This is a genomic window from Arthrobacter sp. Leaf234 (assembly GCF_001422665.1).
GTDB lineage: Bacteria > Actinomycetota > Actinomycetes > Actinomycetales > Micrococcaceae > Arthrobacter_D.
Map to the genome: position 1 here is coordinate 26,577 of NZ_LMLU01000010.1, position 18,818 is coordinate 45,394.

Consider the following 18,818-nt stretch of genomic DNA (forward strand, 5'->3'; position numbering starts at 1 on the left):
ACAGGAGGGCGTGCGCCGGGACCGCAGGCGCTGATCGAGGGCTACCGCGCGGGACGCGGCTCCCCGGCGTCGAACGCCTCCCTCACCGGTCCGACCAGGACCGCGGCGGGGTGCGGGCCGGCCGCGAGCAGCGCGGCGGTCCATGACGCGGGCCAGGGAGCGGGACGGGCTGCCACGACGACGTTGCCCGCCGAGCTGCCGTCCACCATCCCGGCCTCGGTGAGGACCGCTGTCGATTCCGCGAGGGAGGACAGCTGCCGGCTCTGCGCCCGGGCGAAGGCGAGCGGCGGATCGTCGCCCACGTTGACGAGCACCACGCCGTCCGGTGCGCAGACGCGCAGGAGGTGGGCCGCGAAGTCCGGCGAGGTGAGGTGGGCCGGGGCGTCGGATCCGGCGAAGATGTCCAGGACGACGGCGTCGAAGGATCCGTCGGCCTCCTCCAGCACGACATCGGCGGCGTCGCCGATCACGATGTCGCAGCCGGTACCGTCCGCGAGCGGCATCTCCGCGAGGACGAAGTCGATCAGCTCGGCATCGAGGTCGACGGCGACCTGCGCGGACCCGGGTCGCGTCGCGTGGACGTAGCGGACCAGGGTGAGTGCCCCCGCGCCGAGGTGGAGCACCCTCAAGGGTGCGCCGGGTGCTCCGAGCAGGTCGATCACGTGGGCGATGCGCTGGAGGTACTCGTAGAAGACGCGGCCCGGGTGCGCGACGTCGACGTGGGACTGCTGGGCGCCACCGATGCTGAGGATCAGTGCGCCGTCGATGTAGGCGTCCTCGTCGATCTCCGCGTACGCACCCGAGACGGGGAGCCAGCGGGTCGGCACGTCGAATCCGTCGTCGCCGTCGGCGGCCTTCGGGCCGTCGTGGCCGGCCGTGGCGTCCGGGACGTTCATACGCGGTCCCGGAGGGTGGCCAGGCGCCGGGCGCCCTCCTCGATCACGTCGAAGCGCTTGCAGAAGGCGAAGCGGAGGAGCGACCTCGTCCGGGCGGCGCCGTCCTCGTGGCAGAACATCGCCACCGGTATGGCGGCCACGCCGATGAGCGAGGGCAACCTGCGGGCGAGGGCCGTCGCGTCGTCGATACCGAGGGGGGACGCGTCGACCGTCGTGAAGAACGTCCCCTCGGGCTCGAACACCTCGAATCCCGCGGCGCGGAGTCCCTCGCCCAGGAGGTCGCGCTTCCGCCGGAGGGTGGCCGCCACGGAGCCGAAGAACTCGTCGGGCAGGCCGAGGCCTAGGGCCACCGCACTCTGGAAGGGAGTGCCGGAGGTATAGGTGAGGAACGTCTTGACGGTGCGCACCTGAGCCACGAGTTCCGCCGGCCCGCTGAGCCACCCGACCTTCCATCCCGTCACGGAGAAGGTCTTGCCTGCCGAAGAGATGGTCAGGGTGCGCGACGCCGCTCCGGGGAGCGTGGCGATCGGGATGTGCTCGGGGCCGAAGCGGAGGTGCTCGTACACCTCGTCGGTGACGATGATGGCACCGTGCCGCTCCGCCAACCGGACGATCGTCTCCAGTGCCTCCCGCCGGAAGACGCTTCCGGTGGGATTGTGCGGGTTGTTGACGACGACGATCCTCGTGCGGTCCGTGAAGGCCGCCGCGAGCGAGGCGGCATCCGGCTGGAAGTCCGGCGCCAGCAGGGGAGCTGTCGTATGGGTGGCTCCGGAGAGGCCGATCACGGCGCCGTAGGAATCGTAGAAGGGCTCGAAGGTCAGCACCTCGTCGCCCGGCCCGGCGAAGGCGAGAATGGCCGCGGCGATGGATTCCGTGGCGCCGGTGCTCACGATCACCTCGGTCCGGGGATCGACGGTGAGCCCGTAGAAGCGCTCCTGATGGGCGGCGATGGCGTCACGCAGCACGGCGAGGCCCTGTCCGGGAGCGTACTGGTTGGCCCCGTCGGCGATGGCCGACCTCGCGGCGTCGAGGATCTCCCGCGGCCCGTCCTCGTCGGGGAAGCCCTGCCCGAGGTTGATCGCCGCGTGCTTCTGCGCGAGGGCGGTGACCTCCTCGAAGATGGTGATCCCGAGCCCGCCGTCCCCGCCGAGCAGGTTCGCGCCGGCAGCGGTTCTCGCCCACGGGGCGGCCGGGCGGGTGGTGGGGAGGTGCGGAGAGGTTCGCTCGGCATCGGTGCTCATGCCACCAGTATCCCGGTGACGGCGGCCGAGGGGTGGACCCGGGAGCGGGACTCGGTACCGTGGAGGCATGAGTCGCGCCGTCTGCCCCGGATCCTTCGACCCCCTCCACAACGGACACATCGAGGTCATCGGGCGTGCAGCGCGCCTGTTCGACGAGGTGCTCGTCGCGGTGTCGACCAATTACGCCAAGAACTACCGCTTCTCCGGCGAGGAGCGCATCGCTTTCTGCGTCGACAGCCTCGCGCACCTGCCGAACATCCGCGTGGTCCCCATGGGCGCCGGCCTCCTGGCGGACTTCTGCCGCGAGAACGGAGCGACGGCGCTCGTGAAGGGCCTTCGCTCGAGCCTCGACTTCGACTACGAGCTGCCCATGGCGACGATGAACCGGCACCTGGCCGATGTCGAGACCGTCTTCCTACCGACGGGCACCGACTTCGCCCACGTCTCCTCCACCCTGCTGAAGGAGGTGGCCGCACTGGGGGGCGACATCCGTCCGTTCGTGCCCGACGCCGTCCTCCGACGCCTCGTCGACCGGGTCTGAGGGCCGTTCGACGGCGCGGTCTGTCAGACCCGGTTGGCGCAGACCGGACGGAGGACGGACGTAGCGAGTGCGATGCTCTCCTCGGTGAATCTCGCGATCCACTGCCCTGGACCGAGATCAGGGTGCGATGCAGCCATGGTGACCGTGGCTTTCGAACACTGGGAGATGTTGAGGTGTGAGCGCGTCACATGGTACGTCGAGGTCACGACGATGATGTCGTCCCAGCCGCGATCCCGGGACATGTCGCTGATGGATCGTGCTTCGCCGCGGGTGGTCAGCGGATCCGGGCGGAAACACGTGGTCCTCCGGGTCTCCGCTCCACACAGGGCGTCCGCCCGCGTGTTGCCCGGCAGGCCCGTCGACGACAGCACGAGGAGGGGTGCGGCGCCCGTGTCGACGAGATCCTGTCCCACCGCGAGGCGCTCGTCCGAAGCACCCGCCAGCACGAACACCGCATCTGCGCGACCCGTCTCGGCGAGAGGCGGGTTGTAGAAGAGCTCGTAGGCTGTGAGGAGCCACAGGACGAGCAGCACCGTGCAGAAGTGCAGAGTCCGGCGGAGCACCCGCGGGAGGCCATCCGGTGTCCCAGCAGGATGCGGAGGGATGGAAGGGCTGGTCACCCTCCGAGGGTAGACGTACGGCCGCGTTTTGGGCCTGCCGGTCCCATCGGGCTAGGATGGTACGTCGGTCATATGTTCTACAGGAGTCACCATTAGCAGCGATCTCAGTTCGCCCCTGACATTCAGTGTCAAGGATCTCGGACGCAGTCCGGGGAGCATGCGGACCATCGAAGAACATGTTCCGGCACCCAAGGATTTCGGCGTGGCGCTGATCGGCGTGCAGGAGGGCTCCGACATGGAGCTGGACCTGCGGTTCGAATCGGTCCACGAGGGAATCCTGGTGTCGGGAACGGCAAACGTCGAGGTGACCGGCGAGTGCGGCCGTTGCCTGGAGCCATTGCGGTTCGACCGCGACGTGGACCTCCAGGAACTCTTCTTCTACAGCGACTCTGCGTCGCTGTCGGTGGAAGAGGACGAAGAACAGCACCGGGTGGAGAGCGATTCCGTCGATCTGGAGCCCGTGCTGAGGGATGCGGTGGTCACCTCGCTGCCATTCCAGCCGGTGTGCCGGGAGGATTGTCAGGGCCTGTGTTCCGAGTGCGGAGCACGGCTGAACGACGATCCGGACCACCACCACGAAGTACTGGATCCCCGCTGGTCAGCCCTCGCAGGGCTGGCGGGCACTGCCGCCGAGAACGATGCGGCACCCAAGTCAGAGTCAGACGAGAAGGAAGAGAGTTAGCCGTGGCTGTCCCGAAACGGAAGATGTCCCGCGCGAATACCCGTGCACGCCGGTCCCAGTGGAAGGCAACCGCCCCCAGGCTGGTCAAGACCCTCGAGAACGGTCGCGTCACCTACAGCCTCGCCCACCAGGCCAAGGTTGTCACCGACTCGGCCGGCACCCCGCTGTTCCTCGAGTACAAGGGCCGCAAGGTAGCCGACGTCTGACATCGGTGCACCTTCCGCTGCTGTGCTCCGCGCAGCGGCGGAAAACGCCGGTCCGACGCGTGATCAGCTGATGCGGTCGTGAAGAATACAGAAGAACTCTCGAAGCGTCTCGGTGTCACTATCGACACCGAGACGCTTCGTCTTGCCCTGACGCACAGGTCCTACGCGTACGAGAAGGGCGGCATCCCCACCAACGAGCGCCTCGAGTTCCTCGGTGACTCGGTGCTCGGCCTCTCGGTGACGGACGCGCTGTACAGGGACAACCCGGATCTGTCCGAGGGTGAACTGGCGAAGCGACGGTCCGCCGTCGTCAGCACCAGGGCGCTCGCCGGCGTCGCCAGGGCACTGGACCTCGGCAGCTACGTGCTGCTCGGCCAGGGGGAGAAGCTGACCAACGGGCGGGACAAGGCCTCCATCCTCGCCGACACCATGGAGGCCGTGATCGGCGCCGCGTACCTGAGCCACGGCATCGAGACCGCCCGCGCCATGGTCATGCGCCTCATCGGTCCCCTCCTGCGGGACTCCGCCGTGCTCGGTGAGGGGACGGACTGGAAGACCCGGATCCAGGAGACGGCAGCGGGCAGGCGGCTCGGCGCCATCGACTATCAGGTCGACGGGACGGGTCCCGACCATGCGCGCACCTTCACCGCGCGTCTCGTCATCGGCGGGGTGGAGTACGGCGCGGGCGGTGGGCACTCGAAGAAGGAGGCCGAGCAGGCGGCTGCGGCTGCTTCGTGGAAGCTCCTCGCCGACGTTCAGGACGTGCCTGCGATCGTCACGGGAGCCGGCGACGTCGGCGTGCGTCCTGCAGGTGTCGTGACCGGTCGCTCTGGCGGCGCGCGGAGGCACACCGACCACGCGGGGCTCCCCGAGCGCTCAGACTCCGACGACGGAGCATGAGTGCCTGAACTCCCCGAGGTGGAGGTGGTCCGGCGGGGACTGTCCCGCTGGGTCACCGGGCGGGCGGTCGAGAAGGTCGACGTCCTCGATCCACGATCCCTGCGTCGTCATGTCAACGGGGTCGAGGATTTCGTCGGCGACGTCACCGGCGCGCGCATCACCGATGTGGTGCGGCGCGGGAAGTTCCTCTGGATGGTCCTCGAGGATCCGGCGGCGGATGACGCCGCCCCGCCGCTGGCGCTGATGGCCCACCTCGGCATGAGCGGGCAGCTGCTCATCGAGGACGCAGCGGCGCCCCTGGAGAAGCACCTGAAGGTTCGCATTGCCCTGTCGCGGGCGACAGGGGAGGACGGCTCCGCCCTGCCCACGGATCTGCGTTTCGTCGACCAGCGGATCTTCGGCGGGATGTTCGTCACGGGCTTCGAGCCGACACCGGACGGTCACCCCGGTGGGCTGGGGGGAAGCGACACCGCGCTCGTGCCCCACCAGGCCGCGCACATCGCCCGCGACCCCCTCGATCCTGCATTCTTCTTCGAGGAGTTCCACCAGCGCCTGCGCCGCCGTCGCACGGGGTTGAAGCGTGCCCTGCTCGACCAGGGACTCGTCTCGGGGATCGGGAACATCTACGCCGACGAGGCGCTGTGGGCTGCGCGCCTCCACTATGCGCGGCCCACGGAGACGATGCGCCGACCCGACACCCGGCGCATCGTGGACGCCGCCACCGAGGTGATGACCCGTGCCCTTGCCGCTGGGGGGACGAGCTTCGACTCCCTCTACGTCAACGTCAACGGTGCATCGGGCTACTTCGCCCGCGATCTCGAGGCCTACGGGCGTTCAGGCCGGCCGTGCCGCAGGTGTGCTGCAGAGGGACGGACCACGTTGATCCGGCGGGGGCATTTCATGAACAGGTCCTCCTTCTTCTGCCCCGTCTGCCAGCCCCGGCCGCGGAACGCGAGACCCTGAGCAGCGCCGGGACAGCGGCACCCGGCCGTCCGTGATCCAAACGTGACAAGTCGGGGATCACCGCGTACCGTTGAACCCGCGCCCGCTCCACCACGGAGGGGCGCCCCTCCTCTCTCTGCCTAACCCTGTCGATGAGGACGGACCGTTCGCTACACACATCGACAGGGGCGGGGGAACCGATAGCGGACCCACTCACGGGTCCTAGGGGTCAAGACGCGCGTGCACCAGCTCTGGGGCGGTGGTGCACGAACACCACGTCCGGATGTCCCATCCGAACCCGACAGCTAACTTCGTAGGCATTGGGAAAGGCATCAGCATGTCCAAGAAGAGCCATATCGCACGCCACCGGGCAGTCCCCACGCGTGTCAACCCCCTCGTTACCGCCTCACGGGCCGTCTCCGCGAGCGCCTCGATCGCCGGCAAGCCCGCCGCCGTCGTCGTCGCGGCCTCCGGCCTCATGGTCGGCGCGGCACTGCCCGCCAGCGCTTCCGGCGAGATCAGCGTCCAGTCGGTTCCCGTCCAGCAGGTCGTGGCCACCCCCGCCGCAGCCGGTACCTACACCGTCCAGTCCGGTGACACCCTCGGCAGCATCGCCGCGGCCCATGGCGTCAGCCTGGACACCCTGTTCTCGGCGAACGGCCTGGGCTACGCCTCGGTCATCTACCCGGGCCAGTCCATCGCACTCGGCGGATCCGCCGCTCCCCAGCAGCAGTACTCGGTGCAGTCCGCCTCGATCGTCGCCGCTCCCGTAGCAGCGCCCGTCGCCGCCCCTGTCGATGACGCGCCGACCTACAGCCTCCAGTCCTCGTCGATCGGCGCCACCGGCATCGTCGGAACGGCCATGCAGGGCGAGGGATCGGGCTACGTCTACGGCGGCACGGCCTTCGGCGGCTGGGACTGCTCGGGCTTCGTCCAGTGGGTCTACGCGCAGAACGGCATCAACCTGCCGCGCACCACGTGGTCCCAGTTCGCCGCCCTGCGCCCCACCGGTAACCCCCAGCCGGGTGACCTGGTGAGCCAGAACGGTGGGAGCCACGTCGGCATCTACCTCGGCAACGGCCAGATGATCAGCGCACTGAACCCGTCGCAGGGTACGCAGGTGCACTCCGTGTCCGTCATGTCGGTGGACGGATACTACACCCGCTGATCGATCGGTCGGCCCACCCGGTCCGCGGTCACGCTGCGAGCCGAAGGAGTGGGGTCGAGCTCCAGCGGTGACGCCTGACGAAGGGCGGGATGCACAGCATCCCGCCCTTCGTCGTACCCCCGTTCCGACGCCGGCCGGCACCATGTCCGAGCGGTCGGGAGCGCCGTGCACGTCGAGCTCGGGGCAGGCTCTGCAGGCTCCGGCCGCGGACGACGGCGCGTGCTCGGCGTGATGGAGGTCGGTCCGGCTGCCGGACGACCGGGCGGGTGGGACAGGAGTGCGCGAAGCCTGCGAAGGCAGGCGGTCTGCAGGCCGGTGTCAGGTCGAGTAGTGGCGGGCGAGCCGCTCGAACCCCTCGTCGATGCCGACCGCCGGACGCCAGTCGAGGACCGCCCTGGTGTGCCGCTGGTCGAACCAGTGCGCGGTCGAGAGCTGCTCCGCCAGGAAGCGCGTCATGGGTGGCTCCCCGGACCGCTCGAGGGCGGTCCAGAAGCGCTCGATCACGGCTCCCGCTCCCCGGGCGAGCGATCCGGGCACACTCCGGGTCGGTGGGGTCACGCCTCCCGCGCGGCAGATACCGGCCAGGAGCTCGGCGATGGGCCGGGGTTCGCCGTTCGTGACCACGAGTGACAGTCCCGCGGCGCGGTCCATCCGGACCAGGCACGCCACGATCGCAGCCGCCGCGTTGTCCACGTAGGTCGTGTCGATGAGGGCGGTACCGGCGTCGAGCAGCGGGAGGCGGCCGGCGCGTGCCCGCTCCATCACGCGCTCCACGAGCTGCGTGTCCCCGGGACCCCAGACGATGTGGGGACGGACCGCCGCAACCCGGAAGCCACGGGTGCTGCGGCCGAGCGCCAGCAGCTCGGCGGCGGCCTTGCTCCGCGCATAGTGACCCCGCGCATGCGCAGGATCGGCGGGGCCTGCCGGTGCGCCGACCAGCGATGTGCCGTCATGCGCCACGGAGGGTGAGGAGACCTGGACGACGTCGGTGACGCCGGCCTGCTCCGCCGCGTCCAGGAGGAGGCGCGTCCCCTCGACGTTGATCCGGTGGAACTCGGCAGCGGGACCTGCGAAGGAGACCTTGGCGGCGAGGTGGATGACCGACGAGCAGCCGGCCACCGCGCGGGCTACGGCTGCGGGATCATCGACGGAGCCGAGGACCTCCTGGGTCCCGGCGATCCCCGCCGGGCGCCGCTGGAAGCAGCGCACCTCCCGCCCGGTGGACAGCACCTGCTGCGCCACCGCGCGGCCGAGCATGCCGCTGGCCCCCGTGACGAGGACCGTCACAGGGACCCTGCCCGGCCGCCCGAGAGGAACCGGGCGCTCCAGGCGGCCACGCGTGCGCGGTCGATCTTGGCATTGTGGCGGATGTCCACCGGCAGGGCGGGAACCTCGACGACGGCGGCCAGGTCCACTCCGCGCTCCCGAGCCACCCGGCGCGCCGCGGCCGCCAGATCCGGGGCGGCCAGGCGGGCCCGCTGCTCCGGCCTCCGGAGCAGGGACGAAGCGGACGCTCCGGCCCGCCGTCGGACCGGCCGCCCGGACGCTGCTGCCGCGCTTCGGGACGCTGCTGTCTCGAGGACGGCGACGACGGCCTGCGTGCCGGCCGGCCCGACGCCGACGACGGCGGCGAGGCGGACGTCGCCGAGCATCTCCAAGGCCTGCTCCAGGCCGACGGGCGTGAGGATCCCCGCGGCGGAGGTGATGACGTGGCCCAGGCGGCCCTCGACCCAGAGCCTGCCCTCGGCGTCGAGGTGGCCCACGTCCCCCGTGCGGTGCCACGGGTGCGTCCGCACGGATTCCTGCTGTGTTCTCCACAGCCGGAAGTAGCGGTCCTTCACGTGCGGCGCGTCGACGAGGATCTCGCCGGTGACACCGGGGGCCGTGGTGGGCTCACCGGTCGCCGCGCCCGGAGCGGGCCGGTGTGGTCGGGCGCCGTGCCCGTGGTCCTGGACGTCCGGACCGGACGGGGCCAGCGGACTGATGGCGATGACCGCTCCGTGCACGGGACGGCCCACGCAGACACCGTTCCCTGCGCCGTCGAGCCCGGCGGCCGCCGCAGCGGCAGCCCGCCGGATGCCGCCGAGATCGGTGTCGGCGACGAGCAGGGATTCCGTCATGCCGTACGGCGTGTGGAGGGCGGCGGCCGGGACCAGGGCCTGGACCTCCTCCAGCAGCGGCACGGGGATGGGGGCTCCGGCCGAGAGCAGCAGCGAGATGCGCCCGAGCGCGGTCCGGCCGTCCTCCGACAGGGCACCCGAGGTGGCGAGGACGTTCCTGAGCGCCGCGGGGGAGGCGAACACGACGGTCGCGTCGATCGCTGCTGCTGCGTCGGCGAGGGCCTGCGCCGTCAGCGTGCGGGGCGTGGTGACGTCCATGTCCGGTGTCACGGAGGTGGCGCCGAGCGCCGGGCCGAGGAGGGCGAACGGCGCGAATCCCGCGACGAGGGATGATCCGGGGCCGAGTCCGAGCGTGGCACCGACGGTGTCCCGCATCGCCGAGAGCTGACGGTGCGTGTAGACCACCCCCTTCGCCGGTCCCGTGGAACCCGAGGTGAAGAGGATGGCGGCATCGGCGTCCGGCTCGGGCTGCACCCCGGCATCCGCCGTCGCACGCGCGGCCCTGAGGTCGCCCAGCGACGCATCGACCCGCAGGGCCCGCCGTCCTGCCGCGGTCAGGGACGTGGCGCTGATCCTGCGGCCCGGCCAGCGGAAGGCCCGCGCGGCGAGCAGGGCGCGTTCGATCCCGATGACGACGTCGGGTGCTGAACTGCGCACGGCGCGGCTCAGGCCGCGCGCGCCGAGGCCGGCGTCGGCGACGACGATGATCGCCCCGATCCGCAGGCACGCGTAGATGAGGACCGTGAGGTCGATCCCCGGCGGGACCAGGAGGCTGACGCGGCTGCCCGGTCCGTAGCCCAGGGCCGTGAGCCCGGCCGCCACGGCGGCGACGTCGTCGTCGAGGTCCTTCCACGACAGCGTCCTGATTCCGCTCGGGGTGAGCTCGGCCACGGCTGTCGTCCCGCTGTCCGGGCCCGACGCCAGATCCCGGAGGCGCCGGCCGAGCGGCGAGAAGGCCGGGCGTTCGTCCTGCCCGGCGGAGCGCGCGGATGCGGTGGTCTCTGCGTCGCCGGTCGGCACCGCGACGGAACGCGCGGCGAGCCACTGCATGGCGGTGGCTGCCGTGTCCGCGTCCTCCTGCACGAGGTGGCTCGCGTGCTCGAAGCGGTGGATGTCCGCCTGGGGCAGCCGCTGGGCGAGGTCCTCGAGGTACGTGTCGGAGAAGACGGGATCGTGCGGGCCCCACATCATCAGCACCGGGACGTCGAGCGTCCGGATGCCCTCGGCGGTGGTGGTCAGTGCGGCGTGGCTCGGATGCGAGGGATCCGCGGGTATGTCGGAGACGAAATTCGCAATGCCCCGACGATCGTCCGGCGTGCGGTAGGGCGCGCGGAACGCGCGGCGCACCGACGGGTCCAGCGCGGGCCGGGCCAGGGCCAGGGTCACGTCGAGGAAGGCCGTGCTGGTCCGCGTGCCCAGGCCGTGGACGCCCGGCGCCAGTGCCAGCCGCAGGGGAGCGGGGATGGAGCGGGCCGGATCCTGGTGGATGGCGGTGTTGGTCAGGATCACGCCGACGAGGTCCGCGCGGTTGCGTTCGGCGTAGCCGAGGCTGACGACGCCACCCCAGTCGTGCCCCACCGTCACGACGGGACCGTGCAGGCCGAGCGCCGCGACGAAGTCCTCGAGATCGGTGATGCGGTGCTCGAGGCGGCGGAAGACGCCGGTGCGGGCGGAGTACCCCATGTCGAGCTGGTCGACGGCGACGACGCGCCAGCCCTCCGCGAGCCCGGCCGCCAGGTACGTGCGCCAGAGGTAGGACCAGGTGGGGTTGCCGTGGACGCAGAGCAGTGTCCCGCGGACGGGAGCGCCGTCGGCACCCGCGCCGTTGTCGAGGTAATGCCAGCGGTGGTGTGTCCCGGGGGCGTCCGCGCCGCTGGTCGAGGGCACGTCAAGATACGCCGACCACGAGGGATCGACGCCGGGGAGTGCTACCACGCAATCTCCATCATCGACGTGTTGAGGCCGGAGCCCACGCCGAGGCACAGCACGCGATCGCCGGGACTGAGCGACTGCGCCTCCTGGGCGAGGGTCATCGGCAGCGACGCCGGGCCCACGTTGCCCCAGTGCGGGAAGGTGATGGGCACCCGTTCGCGCTCCAGGTCGACGGCCTTGATGATGGCGTTGGTGTAGGAGTTGGAGACCTGGTGCGTGACGTAGCGGTCCATGCCGTCCCAGTTCCAGCCGTCCGTCTGGGCTTCGTGCCACGCCGTGACGACGAGCTCAAGCCCGCCGTCGAGCAGTCCCTTGGTGTCGGTGTACATGCCGTCGATGCCACCGATGCACAGCTCGTGGTGCTGGGTCCCCGCGCGGGACACCCCGCCGAGGATCCGGTGGGAGCCCGGATGGAGGTCCGCCGGGCCGATCACCGCGGCGGCGGCGCCGGAGCCGAGGGTGAGCGTGGCGAACTCGGCGAGGAAGTCCTCGCGGGTCGAGTCCTCGCGGTTGAGGCGGTTGAAGGTCGCCTCCTGGGTCCGCTGGGCGTCCTCGCCGGCGACGATCAGGGCGTACTTGATCTGGCCGGAGTCGATCATGTTGGCCGCCAGCGTCATGCCGTTGACGAAACCGAGGCAGGCGTTGGCGAGGTCGAAGTTCATCGCGGAGGACGGCAGGCCCAGGGAATGGTGGATCTTCACGGCCACCGAGGGCTCGAGGTTCCGGCGGGTCACCGAGGTGTTGATGAGGAGCCCGACGTCGCCCGGCTCGATCCCCGCCTCGGCCATCGCCTTGGCGCCGGCCTCGATGGCGGCATCGTCGAAGTCGGACCCCGGGGACCACCAGCGCCGCTCGGTGACACCTGCCACGCGCTCGAGGAGCCGCTTGGAGAGCCGGAGCCTCTTGAGGCTGGGTGCCAGCCGTTCGTCGAACTCTGCGGAACTGACGACTACCGGCGCCTCCACACTCGTGACGGCGAGCAAGGCCGTGTTTTCATGTCGAAACGTCGCGTTACCGGTCAAATTTCCTGCCTCGTCAACTGGTCAGCGCCGGTGAATGGCCGTGAAGGACCCACGGGTGGATCGGCCTGGACGCCTCTGGATACTGCTGAAACTTTTGTAAGCCTACTTCTTAATACCTGGGCGGGTCACTCGGGATTCCGGGAGCGCGCCCTCTTGTCCACCCGATGCCGTGCCCTCTGGTCCGCCCAATACCGCGCACGGTCGGTGTGGTCCAGTAGATTGGGGAAGTCCTACCCCACCTGGAGATCCTGACACCGTGCATCTGAAGAGTCTAACCGTGCGAGGGTTCAAGTCTTTCGCTTCGGCGACCACCTTCGACTTCGAGCCGGGCGTCACCGCCGTCGTCGGGCCGAACGGTTCCGGCAAGTCGAACGTCGTCGACGCGCTGGCCTGGGTGATGGGGGAGCAGGGGGCCAAGACCCTCCGCGGCGGCAAGATGGAGGACGTGATCTTCGCCGGCACCTCGGGCCGTGCGCCCCTCGGCCGGGCCCAGGTCTCGCTCACGATCGACAACGCGGACGGCGCCCTGCCCATCGAGTACGCCGAGGTCACCATCTCCCGCACGCTCTTCCGTGCCGGCGGATCCGAGTACGCGATCAACGGCAAGAACTGCCGCCTCCTCGACATACAGGAGCTCCTCTCCGACTCCGGGTTGGGCCGTGAGATGCACGTGATCGTGGGGCAGGGGCAGCTGGACCGCGTCCTGCACGCCACCCCGGAGGACCGGCGTGGCTTCATCGAGGAGGCTGCCGGGATCCTCAAGCACCGGCGGCGTCGCGAGAAGACCGTGCGCAAGCTGGACGCCATGCAGGCCAATCTCGCCCGGCTGACGGATCTCACAGGGGAGCTCCGGCGTCAACTGACCCCCCTCGGCAAGCAGGCGGAGGTGGCCAGGCGGGCCCAGCAGGTGCAGTTCGCCGTCCGCGACGCACGGTCCCGCCTGCTCGCCGACGAGCTCGTGACCCTGCGGTCCGGCTTCGAGCGCGACGTCGCCGCGGAGGCGGCCCTGCAGGCACGCCGCGAGGAGGTCGAGGTGCAGCTCGCGGCCGGTCGGCAGCGCCAGGCCACCCTCGAGCAGGCCGCCGCCGCCGCCGTGCCCGCCCTCAACCGGGCGCGCGAGACCTGGTACGCACTCTCGAGTGCGCGCGAGAAGCTCGCCGCCCTCGCCGCACGCGCCGAGGACCGCGGTCATCTGCTGGGCCAGGGCGGCGCGGACTCCGACACCGGGCGCGATCCGGACCAGCTCGACCGCCAGGCCGAACGCCTCCGCGCGGAGGTGTCCGCCCTGGAGTCCGAGGTGGTCGACCTGGGGCGCGCGCTCGAGGAGACGCTCGCTGCCCGGCGCGCCGCCGAAGACGCCTCCGCCGCCGAGGACGCACGGCTCGCGCGGCTCCTGAGGGCTGCCGCGGATCGCCGGGAAGGCGACGCCCGGCTCGCGGGGACGGTCGGAGCGGCGCGGTCCCGGGTCGAATCGGCCGTCGCGGAACTCGGACGCCTGCGTGCGTCCATCGCCGGGGCGGAAGAACGCCGCCGCACCGCCGAACGCGACTTCACCGCCCTGGAGGGCCAGGTCGCAGGCGACGAGGAGGGGGAGGAGGGGCTCGACGCCGAGTACGAGGAGGCCTCCGCCGTCCTCGATACCGCCGCCCGCGAGCTCGAGGTGCTGGTCGACCAGGAGCGCACCGCGGAGCGCGGACGTGGGGCTCTCGCTGCGCGTCTCGAGGCGCAGCGCGAGGGTCTGCGGCAGCGCGACGGGTCGGGCGCGCTCCTCGCGGCCGGCCTCGACGACGTGCACCGGCCGCTCGGCGAATTCCTCCAGGTGGCGCCCGGCTTCGAGAAGGCGGTGGTCGCGGCGCTCTCCGGCGCGGCGGACGCGGTCACTGTCGGGAGCCTCGACACGGCCCTGCGTGCACTCACCCTGATGAAGGACGACGACGCCGGCCAGGTGTCGCTCGTCGTCGCGCCCGGATCCGGGGGTGCCACCCGGTCGGGAGCGCGCCCGCCGGGACCGGACGCGACGACGGGCCCGGAGGTGCCTCCCGCCGGCGTCGCGGCCCTCGACGTCGTCGAGGTGCCGCCGGCCCTCCACTCCGCACTGGGGCACCTGCTGCACGGCGTGCTCGTGGTGCAGGACCTCGACGCCGCCGGAGTGGCTGTCGGGGAGGGGCTCGCCGACGTCGCCGTGACCCTCGAGGGCGACATCCTCTCCGAGCACACGGCCCGGGGAGGGACACCGGGAGCCGCAGGCTATGTGGAACTGCGCGCTGCCGCGGAGGAGACCGAGCAGGGGCTCGCACGGGTCATCGCCGAGGCCGAGAAGCTGCGCTTCCGCCTGTCCGCGGCGCGGAGCACGCGGCAGGAGGCCCAGCAGCGCGTCGACGCCGCTCTCGAGCGGCTGCACGAGTCGGACGCGCGGATGGCCGCCGTCGCGGAGAAGCTGGGTCAGCTGAACGCCGCCGTCCGCTCCGCCTCCGGTGAGGGGGACCGCCTGACCGCGCTCGTCCGTGCGGCCGAGGTCGACCTCGAGCGTGAGGAGGCACGGCTCCGGGAGGCGGCCCAGCGGCTGGAGGACCTGCAGCGGCAGCCGGTGGAGGCCGAGCCCCCGACCGGACAGCGCGACGCCCTGCAGCGCGCCGCCGTCACCGCCCGCCAGGGCGAGCTGGAGGCACGGCTGGCACTCCGGAGCCGGGAGGAGCAGCTCTCCGCCCTGGCCGGCCGGGCCGCGTCGCTCGAGCGTGCGGCGCAGTCGGAGCGGCGGGCCCGCGAGCAGGCGGCGGAGAAGGCGAGGATCCGGAGGGCGCAGGCGCTCAGGGCCGCCGCCGTCGCCCGGGCGGCCCGGCGGGCCGAGCACCACGCCGTGGCCTCCATCGCCGTTGCCGCGAACCAGCGCGACACCGCCGAGCGGCTGCGCGAGCAGCAGGACACCGAGCTGCAGGAGGTGCGGGAGAGGAACGCCGGGCTCGCCGTCGAGCTCGGCCGTCTCACCGATTCCGTGCACCGCGACGAACTCGCGCGCGCGCAGCAGCGGCTCCGGATCGAGGCCCTCGAGAACCGCTCCATCGAGGAGCTCGGGCTGACGCCGGACCACCTGGTGGACGAGTTCGGGCCCCACCTGCCCGTACCCGAGGACACCACCCCGGCCACCGACAAGTGGGCGGCCCTCCGGGCGCCGGTCGACGACGACGGCAAGACCGTCCCCGCGGGCGTCCCGTACGTGCGCGAGCAGCAGGAGAAGAGGCTCAGGCGCGCCGAACGCGACCTCGCGGCGCTCGGCAAGGTCAATCCGCTGGCCCTCGAGGAGTTCGCGGCGCTGGAGGAGCGCCACCAGTTCCTCAGTACGCAGCTGGCTGACCTGAAGGCGACGCGCAAGGACCTGCTGGACATCATCCGCGAGGTCGACGAGCGCGTGGAGCAGGTGTTCACCGCCGCGTACCGGGACACCGCCGAACAGTTCGAGCGCGTCTTCGCGACCCTGTTCCCCGGCGGCGAGGGTCGCCTCGTCCTCACGGATCCGGCGGACATGCTCACGACCGGGATCGAGGTCGAGGCGAGGCCCGCCGGCAAGAAGATCAAGCGCCTGTCCCTGCTCTCGGGTGGTGAGCGGTCACTGACCGCCGTCGCGCTCCTCGTCGCGATCTTCAAGGCCAGGCCCTCGCCGTTCTACGTGATGGACGAGGTGGAGGCCGCCCTGGACGACACGAATCTCGGCCGGCTGATCATGATCTTCCGTGAGCTCCGGGAATCGAGCCAGCTGATCATCATCACGCACCAGAAGCGCACCATGGAGGTGGCGGACGCGCTCTACGGGGTGACGATGCGCGGCGACGGCGTGTCCACCGTCATCAGCCAGCGGCTCACGGCGGAAGTGGAGCGGGTCCTCGACTGACCGCGGGGTCCTCCACTACCGGACCTCGCCGCCCGCCGTCGCGGGTGCGTCCGGACCGGCGGCGGCCGGCCGGGGAAGCGTCTCGCGGGCACCGACCCACACCGCCGCCGCCACGAGGGCCAGCACGCCGGTCACGAGGAAAGCCGCCTCGTAGGAGCCGGCGAGGAGTCGGTCGATGACCACCCCGGCGACGATCGGGCCGACGATGGCGCCGAGGTCCGAACTCATCTGGAACGCGGCCAGGACCTTGCCGCCGCTGCGCCCGTTGCCGATCACGTCCGCGACCGCCGCCTGCTGCGCCGGGTTGAGCAGGCCCGTCCCGATCCCGCCCACCACGCAGATGCCCAGGAAGACGACGACGTTCCCGGACAGGCCGAGGGCGGCCATCGCGGCGCCGTTGACGATCAGCCCGGTGATCACCAGCGGCTTGCGACCGATGCTGTCGGCGAGGCGTCCCGAGACGGTGAGCGAGAGCGCCGTGCCGGCGGCGAAGAAGGCGAGGGAGGTCCCGGCGATCTCCGGCCCGGCGTTCAGCACCGCGGACGCGAAGAGCGGCACGAGCGCCATCCTGATGCCGAAGGACGACCACCCGTTGGCGAAGCTCGAGACGAGGGCGGCCCGGTACCCCGAGTGCGCGAGGGCCTCGCGGACCGTGAGGGGCGCCTGGTCCCGGGCCGCCCTGCGCTCGGCCAGAGACGTCCCCTTCAGCTGGAAGAAGACCACCGCCGAGGCGACCAGCAGCGCACCCGCGTAGACGAGGAAGGGCACGCGGAGCCCGAACCTCGCGAGGACCCCGCCGAGGATCGGGCCCCCGATGCTGCCGAGCAGGAAGGCGGTCGCGTAGGCGCCGGACACACGGCCGCGGATGGAGGGCGGGGCGAGCCTGACGATCAGGCCCATCGCCGACACCGTGAACAGGGTGGAACCGATGCCGCCGAGGCCACGGAAGACCAGGAGCTGCCAGTAGTCGCCGGCGAAGGCGCAGGCGGCGGTGGAGAGGGCGACGATCAGCAGTCCGACGATGTACACGGGCCGCTCGCCGAGGCGTTCCACGAGCCACCCGCCGGCCGGTGCGAAGACCAGTCGCGTGAAGGCGAAGGCGCTGACGATCACTGCTGCGGCCGTCACCCCGACGTCGAAGCTGCGGGCGAACTGCGGCAGGATCGGCGCCACCAGACCGAAGCCGATGGCGATCACGAAGGCCGCGGCGATGAGCACCCGGATCTCCCGCGGGATGCGCTCGCGAGGGGGACCGTCGTCGTTCCCCCTCTTCCTGCCCCGGGGGACGATGCTGAACGAGGGGCGATTGCGCGCGCGAGGGGATCCGGCCATGGTCCTCGCATTCTGTCACCGCCCGTGGCCTGATGCTCAATCGGCCGCAGGAGCATCCCCTGCGGCCCCAGGGACCGTGTGAGAAGGTGGATCAGTGAACGAGATCCTCCTGCCTGTCATCTTCGTCGTCCTCGCGCTCGCCGTGATCGGGTCGGTCGCCGCCGTCCTGGTCCGCGGCCGCCGCACGCCGCCCGGCCTGTACTCCTCGCCGCGTGATCCCGATGACCAGCCCCTCGCCGGTGCGCACGGTTCGACGTCGACCGACGTGCTCGACCGCCCCGACGGCGTCACCACGGACGTCCTCGTCCCCGACGACCTCAGCGGCCTCGAGGACACCCCCGCCGGCCCGAGCCTCGACACCGTCGACCCGGTGCAGGGTCGCCTGGCCCGCCTCCGCGCCCGGCTGGTGCGCTCCAACAACGCGCTCGGCAAGGGACTGCTGGCCCTGCTGTCGAGGGACAGGATCGACGAGGACGTGTGGGACGAGGTCGAGGAGACCCTCCTCATGGCCGATCTCGGCACCGAGCCCACCATGGAACTCGTCGACGCCCTCCGCGAGCGGGTGAAGGTCGCCGGCAGCAGGGACCCCGCCGAGGTCAAGGACATGCTCCGGGAGGAGCTGGTGAAGCTGGTCGACCCGTCGATGGACCGGTCCCTCGCGACGCAGCGCCACGCCGACCGTCCGGCCATTGTGATGGTCGTCGGAGTGAACGGCGTCGGGAAGACGACGACCGTCGGCAAGCTCGCCCGCGTCCTCGTGGCCGACGACAAGGACGTGCTCCTCGGAGCGGCGGACACCTTCCGTGCCGCCGCCGCGGAGCAGCTGGCCACCTGGGGTTCACGCGTCGGTGTGCCGACCGTCAAGTCCGACGTCGACGGAGCCGACCCCGCGTCGGTCGCCTTCGAGGCGGTCAAGGCCGGGATCGACCAGGAGGTCGACGTCGTCCTGATCGACACCGCAGGGCGCCTCCAGAACAAGGTGGGCCTGATGGACGAGCTCGGCAAGGTCAAGCGGGTGATCGAGAAGCAGGGCACGGTGGACGAGGTCCTGCTGGTGCTCGACGCGACGACCGGCCAGAACGGCCTGAGCCAGGCCCGGGTCTTCGCGGAGGTCGTGAACATCACCGGGATCGTCCTCACCAAGCTCGACGGCACCGCGAAGGGCGGCATCGTCGTCGCCATCCAGCGGAGCCTGGGTGTCCCGGTCAAGCTGATCGGCCTCGGCGAAGGTGCGGACGACCTCGCCCCCTTCGACGCCGAGGCCTTCGTCGACGCGCTCCTGAACTGAGGCAGCGGGCCCGCGACGACCGCCCCGCCCGGAGCGGTCGGC

General features: G+C 71.3%; 15 protein-coding genes and 1 riboswitch. Of the genes, 8 read left to right on the plus strand and 7 right to left on the minus strand.

Going from position 1 to position 18,818, the window contains the following annotated elements; all coding sequences use genetic code 11:
• Window positions 1–41: 41 nt before the first annotated feature.
• Entirely contained in the window at window positions 42–896 is an 855-nt protein-coding gene (locus tag ASF21_RS15275) for a spermidine synthase (RefSeq protein WP_157365946.1), read from the minus strand.
• Window positions 893–2,137: an aminotransferase class I/II-fold pyridoxal phosphate-dependent enzyme gene (locus ASF21_RS15280; protein ID WP_055773276.1), complete on the minus strand. Its 1,245-nt coding sequence runs from the start codon at window positions 2,135–2,137 to the stop codon at window positions 893–895. Before ASF21_RS15280 ends, ASF21_RS15275 begins: the two co-directional genes overlap by 4 nt.
• Window positions 2,138–2,204: 67 nt before the next feature.
• Here ASF21_RS15280 and coaD point away from each other — a divergent pair, with 67 nt between their 5' ends.
• Window positions 2,205–2,678 (plus strand): pantetheine-phosphate adenylyltransferase, encoded by a 474-nt coding sequence (coaD, locus tag ASF21_RS15285; protein ID WP_055773278.1) that lies wholly within the window; start codon window positions 2,205–2,207, stop codon window positions 2,676–2,678.
• A gap of 23 nt (window positions 2,679–2,701) precedes the next feature.
• Here coaD and ASF21_RS15290 read toward each other — a convergent pair whose 3' ends face one another.
• Window positions 2,702–3,241: a YdcF family protein gene (locus ASF21_RS15290; RefSeq protein ID WP_055773281.1), complete on the minus strand. Its 540-nt coding sequence runs from the start codon at window positions 3,239–3,241 to the stop codon at window positions 2,702–2,704.
• 172 nt (window positions 3,242–3,413) lie between these two features.
• On the opposite strand from ASF21_RS15290, the gene ASF21_RS15295 reads away from it, so the two are divergent.
• The 5 genes from ASF21_RS15295 (at window position 3,414) to ASF21_RS15315 (ending at window position 7,196) form a co-directional block, all read left to right on the plus strand.
• On the plus strand, window positions 3,414–3,980 hold the full coding sequence (locus tag ASF21_RS15295; protein ID WP_055773283.1) for a YceD family protein: 567 nt from the start codon (window positions 3,414–3,416) through the stop codon (window positions 3,978–3,980).
• A 2-nt stretch (window positions 3,981–3,982) separates the two neighbouring features.
• Window positions 3,983–4,186, plus strand: a complete 204-nt coding sequence (gene rpmF / locus ASF21_RS15300) for a 50S ribosomal protein L32 (RefSeq protein WP_055773285.1) — start codon at window positions 3,983–3,985, stop codon at window positions 4,184–4,186.
• 78 nt (window positions 4,187–4,264) lie between these two features.
• Window positions 4,265–5,086 (plus strand): ribonuclease III, encoded by an 822-nt coding sequence (gene rnc, locus ASF21_RS15305; RefSeq protein ID WP_082471640.1) that lies wholly within the window; start codon window positions 4,265–4,267, stop codon window positions 5,084–5,086.
• The gene (gene mutM / locus ASF21_RS15310) at window positions 5,087–6,049 is read left to right on the plus strand and encodes a bifunctional DNA-formamidopyrimidine glycosylase/DNA-(apurinic or apyrimidinic site) lyase (protein ID WP_055773287.1); all 963 of its coding nucleotides are present in this window, start codon (window positions 5,087–5,089) and stop codon (window positions 6,047–6,049) included.
• Window positions 6,050–6,156: 107 nt separating this feature from the next.
• Window positions 6,157–6,362, plus strand: a riboswitch (cyclic di-AMP (ydaO/yuaA leader).
• Between the two features lie 3 nt (window positions 6,363–6,365).
• A complete protein-coding gene (locus ASF21_RS15315) occupies window positions 6,366–7,196 on the plus strand; it encodes a C40 family peptidase (RefSeq protein WP_055773289.1) in 831 nt (276 codons plus the stop codon).
• 318 nt (window positions 7,197–7,514) lie between these two features.
• Here the strand turns inward: ASF21_RS15315 and ASF21_RS15320 are convergent, their stop codons facing one another.
• The 3 genes from ASF21_RS15320 to ASF21_RS15330 are packed head-to-tail and all read right to left on the minus strand — an operon-like array spanning window position 7,515 to window position 12,270.
• The gene (locus ASF21_RS15320; RefSeq protein ID WP_055773291.1) at window positions 7,515–8,483 is read right to left on the minus strand and encodes an NAD-dependent epimerase/dehydratase family protein; all 969 of its coding nucleotides are present in this window, start codon (window positions 8,481–8,483) and stop codon (window positions 7,515–7,517) included.
• Complete coding sequence (locus ASF21_RS15325; protein WP_055773293.1) at window positions 8,480–11,251, minus strand: alpha/beta fold hydrolase; 2,772 nt, start codon at window positions 11,249–11,251, stop codon at window positions 8,480–8,482. The genes ASF21_RS15320 and ASF21_RS15325 overlap by 4 nt, the downstream gene beginning before the upstream one ends.
• Window positions 11,245–12,270, minus strand: a complete 1,026-nt coding sequence (locus ASF21_RS15330) for a 3-oxoacyl-ACP synthase III (RefSeq protein ID WP_055773295.1) — start codon at window positions 12,268–12,270, stop codon at window positions 11,245–11,247. Before ASF21_RS15330 ends, ASF21_RS15325 begins: the two co-directional genes overlap by 7 nt.
• 256 nt (window positions 12,271–12,526) lie before the next feature.
• Here ASF21_RS15330 and smc point away from each other — a divergent pair, with 256 nt between their 5' ends.
• Window positions 12,527–16,156, plus strand: coding sequence for a chromosome segregation protein SMC (gene smc, locus ASF21_RS15335; RefSeq protein ID WP_055773297.1), 3,630 nt, complete (start codon window positions 12,527–12,529; stop codon window positions 16,154–16,156).
• A gap of 15 nt (window positions 16,157–16,171) precedes the next feature.
• Here smc and ASF21_RS15340 read toward each other — a convergent pair whose 3' ends face one another.
• Window positions 16,172–17,488 carry an MFS transporter gene (locus ASF21_RS15340; RefSeq protein ID WP_082471641.1) on the minus strand — a complete coding sequence of 439 codons (1,317 nt, stop codon included), beginning with the start codon at window positions 17,486–17,488 and terminating at the stop codon, window positions 16,172–16,174.
• Window positions 17,489–17,582: 94 nt separating this feature from the next.
• Here ASF21_RS15340 and ftsY point away from each other — a divergent pair, with 94 nt between their 5' ends.
• Entirely contained in the window at window positions 17,583–18,776 is a 1,194-nt protein-coding gene (ftsY, locus tag ASF21_RS15345) for a signal recognition particle-docking protein FtsY (RefSeq protein ID WP_055773299.1), read from the plus strand.
• Window positions 18,777–18,818 lie beyond the last annotated feature (42 nt).

Excerpts from the sequence above, each read along its gene's own strand:
- ASF21_RS15275 (WP_157365946.1), bottom strand. The coding sequence starts at position 896 with ATGAACGTCCCGGACGCCACGGCCGGCCACGACGGCCCGAAGGCCGCC.
- ASF21_RS15340 (WP_082471641.1), bottom strand. The coding sequence starts at position 17,488 with ATGGCCGGATCCCCTCGCGCGCGCAATCGCCCCTCGTTCAGCATCGTC.
- coaD (WP_055773278.1), top strand. The coding sequence starts at position 2,205 with ATGAGTCGCGCCGTCTGCCCCGGATCCTTCGACCCCCTCCACAACGGA.
- ASF21_RS15280 (WP_055773276.1), bottom strand. The coding sequence starts at position 2,137 with ATGAGCACCGATGCCGAGCGAACCTCTCCGCACCTCCCCACCACCCGC.
- ASF21_RS15315 (WP_055773289.1), top strand. The coding sequence starts at position 6,366 with ATGTCCAAGAAGAGCCATATCGCACGCCACCGGGCAGTCCCCACGCGT.